Raw genomic sequence first — 17230 nt, 5'->3', positions numbered from 1 at the left:
GTCGCCGCGGGCCTCGGAACCAGCCGCTTCGCCTCTGCCATCGCCTTTGCCGCCGCCATCATCAATCGAAGCTACCGCTTCGGCCACGCGCCGGTATTCCTCGGAATCGGATTCGTCCAGATCCCCGAAAATATCGTCAAGCCCAAACTCATCCCCGGCCTCGTCGCCACTGTTCACCGTCTTCTCGATATCCTCGGCCACCGCGTCCCGACTGGTTTCCCCGATCGCTTCCGCGCCCTCGACGTCGCCGGAACCTCGGCGCCCACTCACGCCAGCTTCAGCATCAATAGCATCGCCTTCAGCAGCGTCTCCGTCAATCGAACTCGCATCGTTCATCGCCATAATCGACTTCCCCCATCGCCTTTCAGCGTCTTCTCGCCGTCTTTCTCAGCGTCTCGCACGCCACACCACACTCCTAATGAACAGAGCTCTCCATACCCAAACTTCGTTGGAATCTAATATGCCGGTACGTCGCATATGTTTGGGCGTGTCCGACACCCATTTCTAGCACTTTGCCTCTAAATTACCCTCAGCGGTAATACACAATATTCAATATTCAAACGGATTGAATTTCCATTACGCGATTGTGTTCAATACTTTCCTGAACCAGCCTAATACCATTGATTTAAAAGCCTAAACCACACCCAAGCGACATTGCATCATACATTTTACACCAGTTTCATCTTACATTTTGCACCATTCGCATTGAGCATTTTGCACCATCCAAGTCTTGGGTTTCTGCGCAGCGATTCAAAGCAATCCAACCCCAATCCGTCCGCAATATGAACATCGCCAATCCACGCCCCGTAAATGTCGTTTAGGTCACCCTACAATCAAGACGAACTCACCAAGCAAAGGCTTTGGGTTCGCAACAGATGGCACCACAACCGCGGAGGAGCCGCGGAACGCCAACAGATCGAACAACCGGACGCTTGGTTTGAAGGAGGTTCGAATGGCTCAACATACCAAAAATAATCAGCCAGACAACAATCAACCGATCACGCAGCCTGATGCCGCGCTTTTCACTTCCGGAGTAGGGACCAAGGGCCCCGAGGAGCGTGATCTTCCCCAATCGCTCAACGACGATCTCGCACTCTGCCTTGAGATTCTGCGCACCGTGCTCGGGGAGTACGACAAAGATCTGCTCTCCACGTTCGACACTGTGCGCGGCTACGCCGTCAAGGCGAGCGCCGAACATTACGCGGAGACCATCGGCAAGGAAAAGCCCAAGGAAGACAACCTCGAGAAGGCCGAGAAGGTCATCGACAGCCTCAACGTCCACGAGGCGCAGCTGCTCGCGCGTGCGCTCACCACGTACTTCCATCTGGCGAATCTCTGCGAGGAGAACTACCGCGTCTCCGTGCTGCACAAGCGCGAGGCGAACGTGGGCGAGGAAGCGGCCACCGATCCCGTCAACGAACTGACCGGCGCCTACCACCAGCTCATCAACGAGATGGGTCCGGCCAAGGCCAAGAAGCTGTTGAACAAGCTCGAGTTCCATCCCGTTTTCACCGCACATCCCACCGAGGCCCGCCGCAAGGCCGTCGAGGGCAAGATACGTCGCATCGCCACGCTTTTGAGCGCCGGCAAGCTGATGGGCGGCTCCGACAAGAAGGAGAACTACCGTCGTCTTTACAACGAGATCGACGCGCTCTTCCGTACCTCGCCAATCGGCGCCAAGAAGCCGACACCGGTCGAGGAAGCCGACACCATCATCGACATTTTCGACAACACATTGTTCGAGACCATCCCGCAGGTCTATCGCCGCTTCGACGACTGGATCCTGGGCGACCAGGCCGGAATTTCCGAGCCGCAATGCCCCGCGTTCTTCCACCCTGGCTCCTGGATCGGCACCGACCGCGACGGCAACCCGAACGTCACCGCCAAGGTCAGCCGTGCCGTGGCCCGCAAATTCAGCGACCACGCCATCGAAGCGCTGGAAAAGGCGACCCGCACCGCCGGCACGAACCTCACCATGGAAGCCGTCACCACGCCTCCGAGCGACGAACTCGTCAACCTCTGGAACCACCAGAAGGAGATGAGCGAGCGCCTGACCGACAAGGCCGCCGCCACTTCCTCACACGAGATGCACCGCGCGGTCATGCTGGTCATGGCCGACCGCCTGCACTACACCGTGGTGCGCGACGCCGATTTGATGTACAAGAGCTGCGATGACTTCATCGCCGACCTCAAGATCGTGCAGCGTTCGCTGGCGGCCGCCGGTGACAAGCGTGCGGCCTACGGCCCGGTGCAGGACGTCATCTGGAAGGCGCAGACCTTCGGATTCCACCTCGTGGAGACCGAGTTCCGTCAGCATTCGCTCGTTCATTCCCGCGCCCTCGAAGACATCCGCGAGCACGGTCTGCACGGCGAACGCGGTGAACTGCAGCCGATGACGCACGAGGTGCTCGACACCTTCCGCGCGCTCGGCGCCATCCAGAAGCGCAACGGCCAGAAGGCCGCCCGCCGCTACATCATCTCGTTTACCAAGTCCGCGCAGAACATTCGCGACGTCTACGAGCTCAACCGCATGGCGTTCTCGAACCCCGAGGATGTGCCGACCATCGACGTCATCCCGCTCTTCGAGCAGCTGCAGGACCTGCAGAACTGCGTCGACGTGCTTGACGAAATGATCAAAATCCCTGAGGTACAAGCCCGCCTGAAGGCGACCGGTGGCAAGCTCGAGGTCATGCTCGGCTACTCCGATTCCTCCAAGGACGCCGGCCCGACCACCGCGACGCTCGCGCTGCATTCGGCGCAGGGACGCATCGCAGAGTGGGCCAAGAAGCACGACATCGACCTGACGCTCTTCCACGGACGTGGCGGCGCCGTCGGCCGTGGTGGCGGCCCCGCGAACCGCGCGGTGCTGGCTCAGCCCAAGGGCTCCGTCAACTGCCGCTTCAAGCTCACCGAGCAGGGCGAGAGCATTTTCGCCCGCTACGGCAACCAGGTGCTGGCCATCCGCCACGTCGAGTCCGTTGCGGCCGCAACGCTGCTCCAGTCCGCTCCGAGCATGGAAAAGACGAACACAGAGATGACCAAGAAGTACTGGGGCATGGCCGAAAAGCTCGACGATTCGGCGCACAAGCGCTTCCTCGATCTGATCAACACGCCCGATTTCGCCCCCTGGTTCTCCACCGTGACGCCACTGACCGAAATCGGCCTGCTGCCCATCGGCTCGCGCCCCGCCAAGCGCGGCCTCGGCGCCAAGTCGCTCGATGACCTGCGCACGATTCCGTGGGTCTTCTCCTGGGCACAGGCACGCATCAACCTGGCCGCGTGGTACGGCCTCGGCACCGCGTGCGAGGAGTTCGGCGACCTCAAGACCCTGCGCGGCGCCTACAAGGAGCTGCCGATGTTCTCCACGTTCATCGACAACATCGAGATGTCGCTGGCCAAGACCGACGAGCGCATCGCCAAGATGTACCTGGCGCTGGGCGACCGCGACGATCTGCGCGACAAGGTCTTGAACGAGATGGAGCTCACCCGCAAGTGGGTGCTCGCCATCGTCGGCGACCAGTGGCCGCTGCAGCACCGCCACGTGCTCGGCCAGGCCGTGCGCGTGCGTTCGCCGTACGTCGACATCCTCTCCGTCATCCAGGTGCTCGCCCTGCGCAGCCAGCGTGAGCTGCAGAAGAAGCAGGACGCCGAAGCCGCCAAGGCGAAGGCCAACGGTAAGGCTCCCGCGGCAAGCGCCGTCGCGCCCAAGAAGACGGACAACGAGGAGCTGGCCCGCGACCAACAGCGCGGTGGCTTCACCTACCTCATCCTCTGCACAGTCTCCGGTGTGGCCGCCGGCCTGCAGAACACCGGCTGAGTTTGTAGCTGATTAAGCTAAGAAAACGCCGCAGACGTTCGCGAATCGTCATTGATCCGGTATTCGTCCGCGGCGTTTTCTTATGCTCAGCTGCGACTCCAAATCAGTGAAAGCGTGCAGTAAACCACCCAAAAGTGCAGTGAAAGTGTGCATGAATCACCTATATAACCCTATGAAAGCGTGCATGAAACGGCCCAAAACACCCGTGAAAGCGTGTACACCACCGTAACTTATAACGTTTCACACCACCAGCTGCGCAACGTCGTCTAGGGTGAGCAGCCGACCGAAACGGGTGTTGAGGGATTGATCGCCACCGTAGACGACGATGCGACGGTCGTTGGGCAGGCCCATGGTTTCACCGAGCTCGTCGACCCGCGCGAAGGCGTGCAAATCGTAGGTGGCAGAAGCCTTGACCTCTACCAAGTACTGCACTTCGCCACCCTTTTCAATGACCAGGTCGATCTCCTTCTGGTTGGTATCGCGCCAGAAATAGATAGTCGGCTTTCGGCCGCGCACGTAGTATTCCTTCATGACCGCATTGACCACAGTGTTCTCGAACAACGGCCCACGATACTTGCTCAGCGCGAGGCTTTCCGACGAATCAACGCCCAACAGGTAGACGGCCAGCCCGGTATCGTAAAAATACAGTTTCGGGGTTTTCACCAAGCGCTTTCCGTAATTTTTATAATACGGATACACTCGGTAAACGATAAAGCTGGATTCCAACACGGAAAGCCAATCGTCCACCGTTTTCCTGTCAATCCCACAGGCCCTGGCCAGCGCCGTGTAATTGAGCAGCTCGCCGTCGCGCACCGCACATTGCGCCAAAAAGTTCTCGAACGCCGCCAGCTTGCGCACGCCGAGCTCGGCCCGAACGTCGCGCTCCAGGTAGGTGTCGATATAGTTCGGGAAATAATCCGCCGGCTTGATTTTGGAATCGTAAAGCCGGGGGTATCCGCCTCGCCACATCCATTCGTCCATCGCGCCAGGATCTCTGCCAGCGTTCTTAAGTTCCGCTCGGGAAAACGGCATAAGGTACAGCAACGCGACGCGGCCGGCCAAGGACTGCGAGATGGACTTCATCAAGAGAAAGTTCTGCGAACCGGAAAGAATGAATTGCCCGGGCTCCTGCCGACGTTCGTCGACGATGCCCTGAAGATACGAGAAAAGCTCCGGCACCCGTTGTGCCTCGTCGAAAATGACATGATTACTGTACTGGCTGAAGAACGTGTCGGGATCGGTTTGCGCAAGCGCCCGCAGTTTCGGATTTTCAAGAGAGACATAGGTGTAATCGTTGAAGACCTCGCGAAGCAGGGTGGTCTTGCCGGTCTGTCGCGCGCCGGTGAGCGAGATGACAGGAAACTGTTCGGCGAGCTCCCGCATTTTCATCGTGATTTTCCGAGGAACCATCTTCGTGCTGACTTTACTCATAATTGGCCTACCCTCAACGATTTCCTTCGTCTATTCCACAATTAACATAGACTCTACTCCACAATTAACATAAAGTCTATTCCCCAATTAACATAGGGTCTACTCCACAATTAACATAGCCGCTACTGGACAATTAACATAAAAAGACCTCCGCCGGAATCAGCCGGGGAGGTCTTGAGAATGGTTCAAACGAAGTTTGTAATTACGCCTCGTCAATGAGATCGAGCATCTGCGGGACGGTCTTCTTGCCGAACTCGACCTTTTGCGAAGTCGTGCCGTCAAGCGCGGCCTTGTTGACCACGATGCACGGCACGCTCATCGCCCCGTACTGGCTCTGCAGCTCCGGGAAGTGCGAGATGTCGTAGGCCTCGGCGCGCACCTTCGGGTTGCCGGCGGCGATGCGCTGCGCGGAAAGCACCGTGGTGGGGCACATCGTGCAGGTCAGCGAGACGAGCACCATCACGTCGGTGGTGCCGCCGTCCAATCCGAGCTTTTCGATGCGCTGCTGGGTGTCGTTGTCGACGGACTGGCCGGGGCCGGCCGCGTTATAAAGCCCAAGCACGAACGAGTTGAACTCGTGGCCGCTCGGCACACCGTGGAACGCAAGCCCGGTGGACTGCGGCTTGCCGTCCGCGCCCACTTTGCAGAGGCGCACGCACGGGCGGGCCATCGGCATCACGCCCTCGACGTCGAACTTGGCGCGGCCGTCGGCGTCCTCCTCGCCATCCACCGGTTCAGGCGCGACGACCAAAGAAAGCTTGCCGCCGCTGAGCCCGACCAGCTCGTTGATAAAGCCTTTTAGCTCCTGCGAAAGCTTGGTTTTGTCGAGCGCGAGCTCAAGCACCAACGGCTGGCTCATCCGGCCGAAGACCACATCGAGCTGCTTACGGATGGCGTCGTCGAAGAACCCGGAGGTCTTGGCCTTGCCACCGTTCGCAGAGCCCACGGAAGCGGAAGCGGCGGATGTCGGCGCCGGCGCAGGGGAGGTGCCGGATCCGGCGGCCTTCCGAGCCTGCTCGGCCTCGCGCTTCTCATAGTTCGAGCTGGTCGGGCGAGGCGGCACCAAGCCGGTCTTCTCGCTGATGTCCTTGGCGTAGCGCTCGAGCTCCACGCCGGCCTCGGCGCCGTCCGAAACGGCGGTGACCACCTGGCGCAGGTTCTTCTCGCGCAAATCTCCCGCGGCATAGACGCCAGCGGCGGAGGTCTCGAGGTAGCCGTGCGTGATCACGTAGCCATAGTCGTCAAGATCGATGACGCCCTTCAGAATGCCGGTCTGCGGCACATAGCCCGCGAAGACAAAAACGCCGAAGTTCTTGCTCTCGGTCGGCTTCCAATCAATATCCTCGCCAGTTTTACGGTCATGGAAGACGGCGCTGACCAGGCCGCCCTCGCCCGCGGAGACGGACTTCATCTCGGTGTTGTAGCGAATCTCGATATTGGGGTCGTTCTTGGCCTCGGCCGCCACGGACGCGTCGCAGGTGAAATCATCGTTGCGCACCAGCACGGTGACCTTTTTGGCGTATTTGGTGAGGAATACGGACTCCTCGGCCGCGGAGAAGCCACCGCCCACGACGATGACCTCCTTGCCGTTGAAGAACTCGCCGTCGCACGTGGCACAATACGAGATGCCGCGCCCGGCGTATTCGGCCTCGCCCTGGAAGCCGATCTTGCGCGGGTTGGCGCCGGTGGCCACGAGGATGCCGAAAGTCTTCAGGTCGCCGCGGTTGGTGTGCACGGTCTTGATGTCGCCCTTGACCTCGAGCGAGGTGGCGTCGGCCGACATGAACTCGGCACCGAAATCCTCGGCCTGCTGGCGCATGGTCTCAGTGAGCGTGCGCCCGTCGATCTTGGCGACACCCGGGTAGTTGACCACCTCGTTGGTGATGGTGATCTGCCCGCCATAGTCCTCTTTCTCGAGGATCAGCACACGATATCGCGCGCGTGCCAGGTAAAGCCCGGCGGTCAAACCAGCAGGCCCGCCGCCAATCACCACGACATCGTACAAATCATCTTGCTGTTTCATGATTTCCTTACATTACCATTCAGTTTCCGCGCTATTCGAACCATTGGCACACCCAACCGGCCCGGAACGGCATAGACGAAATGGAACTGTCTGTTCGGCAGAATCGGGAAGCGATCAGAGCTGGCCGACGAGGTCGAGGCTCGGGGCGATGGTCTCGTCGCCCGGCTCCCACTTCGCAGGGCAGACCTGGTCGCCGTGCTCGTAAACGAACTGCGAGGCCTCGACGCGGCGCAGAATCTCCTCCGCGTTGCGGCCGACGTTGGAGGAGATGACCTCGTAGGCCACGACCTTGCCCTCAGGGCTCAGAATGAAATCGCCGCGCTCGGCCTGGCCATTGACCTCGTCATAGCTGTCGAGATCGCGGGAAAGCGTGTTGGTGGGGTCGGCGACCATCGGGAACTGAATCTTCGCGATCTTGTCGTTGGCCTCGTGCCAGGCCTTGTGGACGAACTCGGTGTCGTGGGAGACGCCGTAGATCTCGCAGCCGGCCTTCTTGAACTCGTCGTAGTGGTCGGCGAGGTCCTCGAGCTCGGTGGGGCAAACGAAGCTGAAATCGTTGGGATAGAAGAAGACGAGGGACCAGTGGCCGAGCATGTCCGCCTTGGTGAGCTTGCTGAACTGGTTGTCCAGGAAGATATTGGCGGTGAAATCGGTAATCTCGTGCTGCAACATTGTCATATTCAAGTACCTCTTATCTCTAACGTATATTCTGCGTACTTTGCGTTATCGGCGACATGCTCCCGCCATATCCGCACCTATCGGGTACCGCAATGTGAAGTCGATGCTTGAACACGGACACGACGAAACTACTATCGCCATCAAATCTACCGTACCGCCAAAAACGATAATCTCACGTTGACATTTGGGTATTTCGCCGTTTTTTTCGTCTTATGAAAGCTGTTTGCGCACAATGCCTTGATTACCGGCAACGTTGGAATTTCAGGCATGGTGTTCAAAACGAATGACGAATATGCCCCGAACAGCACCACAGACCAGGCCGGCCGACAGCCTTTCCGGCAGCCGCGGCCACCTCCGGGATGAGAGGCGAATCAGCGCCGGTGCAGACGGCGACGAAGCGATGCGGCGCCACCCCATGCGGCCGCCGCGCCAATGAGCAGGAGGCCGAAGAGCAGCACGCCGTTTTTCGGAATGCCCGTGAAGGGCAGCCCGGTCTCCCACTCCCGCCATTCGGCGTTCAACGTCACGTCCTTGGTCACCGCGGTATTGGCCAAGTCAAACGAATCACCTTGGTGGCAGACCCCCGCAACATCGGCGGCGCAGGTCCAGCCCATGAAGCGATAGCCGTCCCGGGAAGGCTTCGAAGTCGGAGCCGCGATCTTGTAGCCGCTATACGCCTGCATCGTCAACGGCTGGCTAGAAGGCAACGTGCCCTCACCAGGGTCGAGCGTGACCGTATGCTGCGCGACTGTGTACAGCTCGGTGATAGTGCCCGAAAAGTTTCCAACGGTATTGGGCAATTGCCCTTGTGCGTCGAACGTCTGGGTCAGAGGTTTCGCCGAATTGTCATTGTTGTACTGCATCGGGCCGTCCCACGTCAGCTGCTGGTGTTCGGCATCGAATCGGGCGCCAGGGGTGGCGGAGTGGATGGACGTTGGATCGACGGCCGCGCCGGCAACCGATCCGTCGGCCGCTTTCTTCAACGTCACCGCCGTCGACATCGACAGCCCAGGATCGGCGATTCCTTGCGGTAAGGTCACGTCCTGCTTGTCGGCACAAAAGCTGGAATTACCGACATCGCAAGTGTCTGGAGTGCCCCAATTCAATCCCGTCAAGCCGCTCAGCGACGAAATATCGCGGATATGGTTGCTGCCGATATAAAGCGTGTTCAGCTGTGTCAAGCCCGCCAACGGCGACACGTCCGAAATGTCGTTATGATGCAACCACAATTGCTTGAGACTGGTTACGTCACGCAAGGAACTGATGTTCCTGATCTCGTTGTGGGATAATCCAAGGATACCCAAATAGTGAAAATGCGCATCGTCGATGACGCTGATATCGCCGATCTTGTTGTTGTCCAGGTACAGCGCATACATTCCCGTCAACGGCGTCAGCGAAGCGATGGAATCGATCTGGTTGTTCTGAAGCTTCAATGTATTCAATGTCGTAAGCGGAGCCAACGGCGACACATCACCGATCGCATTGTTATTGAGATCCAGCTCCGTGATTCTGGACAGATGCTCAGTGGGAGACACAACCAGGCCCGAGAGATTGGAAATGCGGTTGTTGTCCAGCTTCAGGGTCTGCAAATCCCACATTCTGGAAAGGCCGCTCAGGTTGGAAATGCTGTTGTTGTCAAGATACAGGGTTTGCATCTGCTGCATTCCCGAAAGATTGCTCACGCTGGTTATTCCATCGCCATTCGCGAAGAGGTTCTGCATCTTATCCAGATATTTCAGCTGGTGCAGATCACGGCTGTGAGTATTAAGCGTGTTCCCGGAAACGTTGCTGATATGCAACCGCCCCAGGCCCGTAAGCGTCTGCAAGCCGTCCAGCTCGGAGATGTTGAGAGGATTATCGTCCAGCTCATGTCCCGTAGTCGCGTTGTAGTTCAGATCGCCGAAATGCAACGCGTCACGCAGCGTCCACACGTCCGTGGTTTGGTGGGCGTCGGTCGCTTGCGCCGCGTTGACCACCGCGTTCGCCAAAACCGAATCGGGGAAGCACGTGGCGACCGTATCCACACTCATGACGCACCTGTGCCCTGCCACAGCATCCTCATAACCCCACAGCGCCCATACCGTCTCGTTACCGTTGACTGGCGCCGTCGTGTCGAACGGGGTCATCATGCCCTCGCCGCTGGCATCCGTGCCATCCTTGCTCACGCCCCAGCCCATAAATTTGACGCCCTGGTTATAGGGAGCCGGCGAGGCCGGAGGCGAGGTTGGCTCGCCAGCAGACACCGTATCCGTCTTGAGCGTCGTTGCCGCGTCGGCAACACCGCTGGAATTCATCTGCGTCTTGTACGTCACCGTATAGGAATCCCGTACCCATATGGCATGCATCGTTCCCTTGGCCGCCGGGGTCGCCGTTGCGTTTGTCACGTGGGCTTTGGCGGCCGAAAGAGAGTCGAACGGAGGCAGTTTCGTGGTCGACCAGCCCACGAATTTCATGCCGTCCCGGGTCGGTTCGCCATTCTGGGCATCGCTTGCGGAATTGGCCCGCGAGATTCCCGTGCCTCCGTTCAGATCGTAGGTCGACGGATAGGTCACGTTGGAGCTGGCGTCGTTGATGGCATGGTCCGACAGATTCACAGAATTCATGCCGTCGGATTGAGCTTGGTTCCTTTTCGGCTGTGTCTGGGAGCTGGAATGTCCCTTGTGCGTTGCCGACGAATTTGTGCCAGGCGTTCCTTTGCCTTTTTGCGAAACTGAAATGGATGATGTGCCCCTCGCGGCTGCGCTATCCATACGACCGGCCAAATCGGGTTTCTGCGCAAAGGCGACGACGGCTGCGCCAAGGAACAGCGCCAACACCACTGCCCCCACGGCGATCCACAACCACCTACGCACCCGCGCCCGCACAACAACCCCTTTCTGGCGGCCTTGGCGCATCACGCCCCAAACGTGACGCTCGAACGCACACTACTCTCGCGATGCCAGCAATCTGCTGAAATTGCGATAACTATAAATCGTTTTTAATAAGTGTTTATTTTTACGGAATTATTGTATTACACAACAATTCAAAACAAGACAATTTTAACATTTTTATGCCAAAAACTTAGCATATTTATCTTGAATGTCAAATAATTTTCAGCTTGACATAATACATAAGTCATACTTTTGTCAAACGCTGTTGACATACGCAAATCGGCATGCGTCAGCTTGGCATAAGGCAAACACAAAGCTGGCATAAAATAATGACCCGCCGCTCTTCTAGACTGGAGGCATGTCCCTCGGGTTGAATATTGTGCTGATTTTCGTCTTCCTCGTGCTTGGTTCGGTGTTCTCCGGCACGGAGCTGGCCCTCGTGAGCCTGCGCGGCTCGCAGATCGACCAGATGGAGCAGGAGGACGCGCGCGGCGCCAAGGTGGCCAAGATCGCCCGCGACCCCAACACCTTCCTCTCCACCGTGCAGATCGGCGTCACGCTTTCCGGCTTCTTCTCGGCGTCGTTCGGCGAATCCTCCATCGCGCCCTACGTGGTGCCGGTGGTCGAGGGCTGGGGCGTGCCGAGCCGCATCGCCGCGCCCGGCACCACCATCGTGCTCACGCTCATCATCTCCTATTTCTCCATCGTCATCTCCGAGATGGCGCCCAAGCGCATCGCCATGCAGCGCACCGAGCAAATCGCCCGCGCCGCCGTGCCCGCCATCGACATCTTCGCCAAAATCTGCCGCCCCATCATCTGGGCTATCGGCAAAAGCACCAACGGCATCGTGCGGCTCCTGGGCTTCGACCCGAACGAGACCGAAAGCGAGGTCTCGGACGACGAGCTGCGCGTGCTGGTCAACTCCAACTCGCGCCTGAGCCGCGACGAGCGCACCATCCTGGACGACGTGTTCGACGCCTCCGACACCATCGTCGCCGAGGTCATGCGGCCGCGCGCCGACGTGGTCTTCCTGGACGGTGACGAGACGCTCGAGGAGGCCGCGAAGTACATCCACGAGATGCCCTATTCGCGCTACCCGGTCATCGGCAAGGATTTCGACGACGTGATCGGCTTCGTACATGTGCGCGACCTGCTCGACGTGCGCGACCCGAACGCCAAGACCGTGGCCGACGTGACCCGCGAAGGCATCAGCCTGCCCGGCACCTCCAAGCTGCTGCCAAGCCTTGAGCTGCTGCGCAAACGCGGCATCCACCTGGCCGTCGTCATCGACGAATACGGCGGCACCGACGGCATCGTGACCCTTGAGGACATGACCGAGGAGCTAGTGGGCGACATCCGCGACGAATACGACCTGCCCGACGAGAAGGGCAGCGGCAAGCCGGCGGACGGCGGAAAATCGGCGTTCGTCAACGGCGTGGCCACGGTCGACGGCGGCATGACCATCGAGGACTTCGCCGACCTCACCGGCATCGAGCTGGAGGACGGACCCTACGAGACCGTCGCCGGCTACTTCCTCGCGCATACCGGCCAGATGGGCGAGGTGGGCGAGGTGCTGCACTCCGACGACGGCTACGACATGACCGTCACCCAGGTGGACGGCCGCCGCATCGAGACGATCGAGGTGCGCCGCAGTGGTGCCGCCGCCGACGACGCGAGCAACCTTACTGGTTCCAGCAATTCCAGTTCCGATTCCAGCGATTCCAGTGATTCGAAGCATTCGCCCAAGTCTGAGTAACTCAGCCGATCGGACGAGACCCGCCTTCGTTCATGGCCAATCCCGTTTTCTGCCTCACTTTCTGCCTCACTTTACGTTTTTCTGCCTCACTTCCATAGAAAATGAGGCAGAAAACAGGCGAGGCGGGCGAAGCGTCATATCAATCCACTCGCTGATTCCGCCATAAAACCGCCACTGAGGCAAGGTGAGTGGCGCGATTATGGCGCTATTCGAAAATTTCCGCCCGCTTTCAGGGCACTTTTTCCATACAGTGGATGTATAATTTGTCTAGTTTTTCGTGATATGTCCTGCATATAACGCTTTCGCCCGTCAATAGGTGCAAACTTTTGTACGACAAACAGCCCATCCAGCGCAGAAAAATACACAAAGAAACGGCTTTATTCCAACGATTTCAAGCCCTCTCAGCTCATAACGGACGGGCTTAAGAAACTTCCCAGCGAACTCCCCGAATCGGTAGAATTGAAACTACATGAAGCACTTCACACGAGACTTCATGGGAAGGAAAATATCATGGCAGCAGAATTCTTGAGCCCCGGCATCGACCAGGCAACATCCGACAAAATCGTCTCCATCCTGCAGAATCGTCTCGCGCAGGAAGAGGAGGCCTCGCTGATCCTGAAGCACGCCCACTGGAACGTGGCCGGCCCGAGCTTCATCGGCGTGCATGAGATGATCGACCCCGAGGTCGACGCCGTGCGCAACATGGCCGACGAGACCGCCGAGCGTATCGCCACCCTTGGCGGCAGCGCGGAGGGCACCCCCGAGTCCATCATCAACAACCGCACCTGGCCCGAGTTCAAGCTCATGGGCCGCAAGAACACGCAGGATTACCTCAAGGCGCTGGTCGACTATTACGCCGACTTCATCGTCGCCGAGCGCAAGGCCTACGAGGAGCTCGACCCGATCGACATCATCAGCTCCAACATCATGCAGGACCACGTTCAGGAACTCGAGCACTTCAACTGGTTCATGAACAGCCACCTCATCGAGGAGCAGGCCCACGCCTGATTCGGCCTCGCCGGAACCTTTGTTCCGCTAGGGCTATTTGGTACTGTTTCCAGCTGTTTAGCACTGTTCAGTTACGCCAGGCAAACGCATTCGCATAAGCCTTTCCGCAAACTCGCAGCCAGATAGCCGATAAACGCGCCGCCATCCACTTCAATATGGATGGCGGCGCGCTTTTATGTATTACACGGAATATAAACACGAAAGCCTTCGCCGGCTTGCGTTTGTGACGCAAACCAACCATTCAGCGTCACAAACGCAACTTTTCATTGCTAACCCATTACGTTTGTGACGCAAACCAACCGATCAGCGTCACAAACGCAACCAAACCTTGTGAATTACCCGTCCAGATCACTCAGCGTTCGCGGTAGACGCGCTGGGCGGAGGCCTGGGCGCGCGGGCGCACCACAAGCGAATCGATGTCGACGCTATCGGGCAAGTCGAGCGCCCACTCGATGCACTCGGCGATATCGTCTCCAGTCAGCGGGCTCGGCACACCGGCGTACACCGCGTCGGCCTTGGCCTGGTCGCCATGGAAACGGTTGAGCGAGAACTCCTTGGTCTCCACCATGCCGGGCGCCACGTCGATAACGCGCAACGGCTGGCCGACCTCCTCGAACCGCAGCGTCTGCGCCAGCGCGCGCTCGGCCGCCTTCACGCCGCAATATCCAGCCCCGCCCTCATACGACTCGATGCCAGCCGTCGACGAGACGACGACCACCGTGCCGCCACCGGGAGCGCACTTCAACGCGGGCAGCAGCTTCTGCGTGATGCGCAGCGTGCCGAGCACATTGACGTCATACATCCGCCGCCAGTCCTCAAGGTCGCAATCCTCGATGCGATCCTGCCCAATGGCCCCGCCGGCGCAATTGACCAGCGCCTTCACCGGCCCGCCGGCGAGCACCTCGTCAACGGCGGACTGCGTCGAATCCTCATCAGTGACGTCGCAAACCACGTACTCGCACGAGTCGCCAAGCTGGTCCGCGAGCTCCTCAAGCCTGTCCTCGCGCCGGGCCAGCGCCACGACCTTCCACCCGGCCGACGCCAACTGCATCGCCGTCGCACGCCCGATACCGCTTGACGCGCCCGCGACCACCGCGCGCTTGGACGTCATGGTGCTGCCGAGCCTGACCTGTGTGTTCTCCTGATTTCCAGCCGATATTCCCGCCATTTGAGGCCTCCTCGCCGTTTACGTTCGTTGCGTTCGCCACCACGCCCCGACAGGGGCTGCGGCAATCCACCACCAACGCTACTCCAAACTGTTGCAATCGACCACCGACGTTATCACGGCAAAATAGGCCGGCTAACGGAAAGCGGCTCACACTTAAGGCCAGATACGGAATCGGTTTCGTTGGAATTCCAACGAAACGCCCCGGCAATCGCTCCTAAAGTGTGAGGACCATTCCAAGATGGCGCACACCCAAACGGGTGGTTTCCAAAAGAAACCGTACTGTTTCCAACGTTCCGTTTTTAAATGCCCCGGTTTGGGTGCGCATGGCACCCGAAACAACGGTTACAAAAGTGGCCGATACAAAAGTGGAATCCTTGAGATTCCGCCGTTTAGGGCTTTGCATCGTTCACTTTTGTAACCCGAGTTTTCGGGGTGTTCCAAAAGTGCCCTCACACTTAAGGCCCGATACAGAATTAGTTTCGTTGGAATTCCAACGAAACGCCCCGACTATCACCCCTAAAGTGTGAGCGAGATTTTCTGTATTACACGGTTTTCGCCCAAGTTACGGCCACTTTAGCCCGTAAAATTATTGAAACATATGAATATTTTTTGATTTAGTCGTTTTCAACTACCAAACCAGCTCACGGTTCAGTTCACGACGAAGCGCCCGCCAATTCGGCAGATATTCGCTCATCCGCCGTTGGAATTCCACGCCGTGCCCGCTCGCCCAAAGGTGCGTCATCTCGTGCACGAGCACGTATTCAAGGAACTTCGGATCCATAAGCCCCAGCTGCAGGTTGAGCCGGATCCGCCCGGTCGAAGGCGTGCATGACCCCCAGCGTGAGGTCATGAGGCGAAGGGTGATATGGCTGGGCTTACGACCGATGACCGGCTCCCACCGCGCCAGCAAATCCGGCAGCTGCGCCTCGATGCTGGCTTTCGCGCGGGCCTTGCTCTCGTCGGACCACCCAAACCCCGGCGACACAGCCTTTTCCACGATCCGCCGCCGTTGCTGCTCGATCCAGCCTCGCCGCTGACGCACGAACTCGCGAATCCGCCGGTCACTCATCCTCGCCGGCGCGCTCACCTCCACCTCGCCCCGCGGCGGCTTGACGCGCAGATACATGTTGCGCATAGTCTTGCGCGTCACCAGGACGTCAAAATCGTCGACGCGCAGCACGGCGCGAGCCACCACTTTGGCTGATGAACGACGACGATAAGGCATACCACCATTGTCTCGCGCGCAATTGACCGGCGGAGCCAGCGGCCCTTCATCGCGCCCGTCTAACCTCTCAACGAGCATCCCAGCGGGGATCCCACCGAGTAAAACGGCATCGCGTTATCCGCTTTCTACAAAGCCCATCGAACCGGCCAACATATCTTCAACAATCATTCACGACACGCGAAGCCGCAAGGTTGACTATCAACGATGAACTGGTAAACTCTCTCTTTGTACGTCTTAAGGCGTGACGATGGGCCCGTAGCTCAGCTGGTTAGAGCGCATCCCTGATAAGGATGAGGTCGGAGGTTCAAGTCCTCCCGGGCCCACGCAAGGTTCTCACTTACAAATCCCAATGATTTCATGGCCGAGAATCATTGTAGTTTCGGGGCTATGGCGCAGCTGGTAGCGCATCTGCTTTGCAAGCAGAGGGTCGCCGGTTCGAACCCGGCTAGCTCCACTTTCAAATCCATGGGATCTCAATGCTCTGCGGGTTTTTCTGTTTTCAATTTCTCGGCAAGTTTGACCGGCATTTGACACATTTATGCAAATCAAAAGATGCACAAGGGGTGCAAGGCCGAAGCGCCAGCCAATATTAATCCTTGTATAACTCCGTCATCACTCATCTTGCAATAGCTACGCGAGCTGGACTATAAAACTACGTATAATCCATATCCAGATAGTTACACTCGTTCTGTCTATTAATCAATCAAGAAATATGGGAGAAAGTATGCCTTCAAAGCACACTGAAAAAATCAACAACTGGATCAGGCAGCACAAAATCAAAGCCGCTCTGCTCACTTTGCTAACCGCTCTCGTTCTTTCGTTCCTCATCGTAGGTCTTATCGGACAGCCAAACACCAAACCAACCGCCACAGCAAACACCCAGACAAGCGCGGAGGCAAGCAAGCCACAAACCAAACCCCAAAACGAAGCCTCCACCTCTTCCAAGAGCGATGCAGGTCAGTCCAACACGGGTGAGTTCATCACCAGTGGAGGCATCGACTATGGCAGCGCAGTGGTAGCCTGCGACAGGGCCGCGCAAAGCCAGCTCTTCAGCGGCAGAACATACAACAGCCACGCCATATTGGGACAACAGCAATGGCAGCAAGGTCTCGGGAAAGAACAAGGCCTGGCCGTCTACAATGCGAAGGTCGACGACCAAAAGACCGGCGTAAGATGCCTCGTAGACGGAACGAAAGCAAACGTCAACGTCGTCACTGTCAGTATGGGCGAATGGCGCTAAATCAGTCATTGATC

Annotated in this window: 10 protein-coding genes and 2 tRNA genes; 6 read left to right on the top strand and 6 right to left on the bottom strand. The window is 58.4% G+C overall.

The features are described from left to right. Positions 1-952: 952 nt before the first annotated feature. On the top strand, positions 953-3817 hold the full coding sequence (locus OZY47_RS00160; protein WP_277177950.1) for a phosphoenolpyruvate carboxylase: 2865 nt from the start codon (positions 953-955) through the stop codon (positions 3815-3817). Between the two features lie 240 nt (positions 3818-4057). Here the strand turns inward: OZY47_RS00160 and OZY47_RS00155 are convergent, their stop codons facing one another. From OZY47_RS00155 to OZY47_RS00140, 4 genes are all read right to left on the bottom strand, one after another. Beyond that, positions 4058-5248, bottom strand: a complete 1191-nt coding sequence (locus OZY47_RS00155; RefSeq protein ID WP_277177949.1) for an ATP-binding protein — start codon at positions 5246-5248, stop codon at positions 4058-4060. A 202-nt stretch (positions 5249-5450) separates the two neighbouring features. Then, positions 5451-7271: an FAD-dependent oxidoreductase gene (locus tag OZY47_RS00150; protein WP_277177948.1), complete on the bottom strand. Its 1821-nt coding sequence runs from the start codon at positions 7269-7271 to the stop codon at positions 5451-5453. A 114-nt stretch (positions 7272-7385) separates the two neighbouring features. Then, positions 7386-7949 carry a redoxin domain-containing protein gene (locus OZY47_RS00145; protein WP_277177947.1) on the bottom strand — a complete coding sequence of 188 codons (564 nt, stop codon included), beginning with the start codon at positions 7947-7949 and terminating at the stop codon, positions 7386-7388. 371 nt (positions 7950-8320) lie between these two features. After that, the gene (locus OZY47_RS00140; RefSeq protein ID WP_277179260.1) at positions 8321-10843 is read right to left on the bottom strand and encodes a leucine-rich repeat domain-containing protein; all 2523 of its coding nucleotides are present in this window, start codon (positions 10841-10843) and stop codon (positions 8321-8323) included. 334 nt (positions 10844-11177) lie between these two features. Here OZY47_RS00140 and OZY47_RS00135 point away from each other — a divergent pair, with 334 nt between their 5' ends. Together OZY47_RS00135 and OZY47_RS00130 are read left to right on the top strand one after the other, a co-directional pair. Further along, positions 11178-12575 carry a hemolysin family protein gene (locus OZY47_RS00135; RefSeq protein ID WP_277177946.1) on the top strand — a complete coding sequence of 466 codons (1398 nt, stop codon included), beginning with the start codon at positions 11178-11180 and terminating at the stop codon, positions 12573-12575. Positions 12576-13085: 510 nt separating this feature from the next. Next, entirely contained in the window at positions 13086-13583 is a 498-nt protein-coding gene (locus tag OZY47_RS00130) for a DNA starvation/stationary phase protection protein (protein WP_277177945.1), read from the top strand. Positions 13584-13935: 352 nt separating this feature from the next. Here OZY47_RS00130 and OZY47_RS00125 read toward each other — a convergent pair whose 3' ends face one another. Next, positions 13936-14751 carry an SDR family oxidoreductase gene (locus OZY47_RS00125; RefSeq protein ID WP_277177944.1) on the bottom strand — a complete coding sequence of 272 codons (816 nt, stop codon included), beginning with the start codon at positions 14749-14751 and terminating at the stop codon, positions 13936-13938. A gap of 628 nt (positions 14752-15379) precedes the next feature. Further along, on the bottom strand, positions 15380-15886 hold the full coding sequence (locus tag OZY47_RS00120) for a SprT family zinc-dependent metalloprotease (RefSeq protein ID WP_277179258.1): 507 nt from the start codon (positions 15884-15886) through the stop codon (positions 15380-15382). A 339-nt stretch (positions 15887-16225) separates the two neighbouring features. Between OZY47_RS00120 and OZY47_RS00115 the strand changes: the two genes are divergently transcribed. The 3 genes from OZY47_RS00115 (at position 16226) to OZY47_RS00105 (ending at position 17216) form a co-directional block, all read left to right on the top strand. Continuing rightward, a tRNA-Ile gene (locus OZY47_RS00115) sits at positions 16226-16299 on the top strand. A 58-nt stretch (positions 16300-16357) separates the two neighbouring features. Next, a tRNA-Ala gene (locus tag OZY47_RS00110) sits at positions 16358-16430 on the top strand. Between the two features lie 270 nt (positions 16431-16700). Next, positions 16701-17216 carry a hypothetical protein gene (locus OZY47_RS00105; RefSeq protein ID WP_277177943.1) on the top strand — a complete coding sequence of 172 codons (516 nt, stop codon included), beginning with the start codon at positions 16701-16703 and terminating at the stop codon, positions 17214-17216. The last annotated feature ends 14 nt before the right edge of the window (positions 17217-17230 follow it).

It is taken from the genome of Bifidobacterium sp. ESL0790 (assembly GCF_029395435.1).
Lineage (GTDB): Bacteria > Actinomycetota > Actinomycetes > Actinomycetales > Bifidobacteriaceae > Bifidobacterium.
Note: the sequence above shows the minus strand (reverse complement) of the source record. Positions and strands in the feature narration are given on the sequence as shown.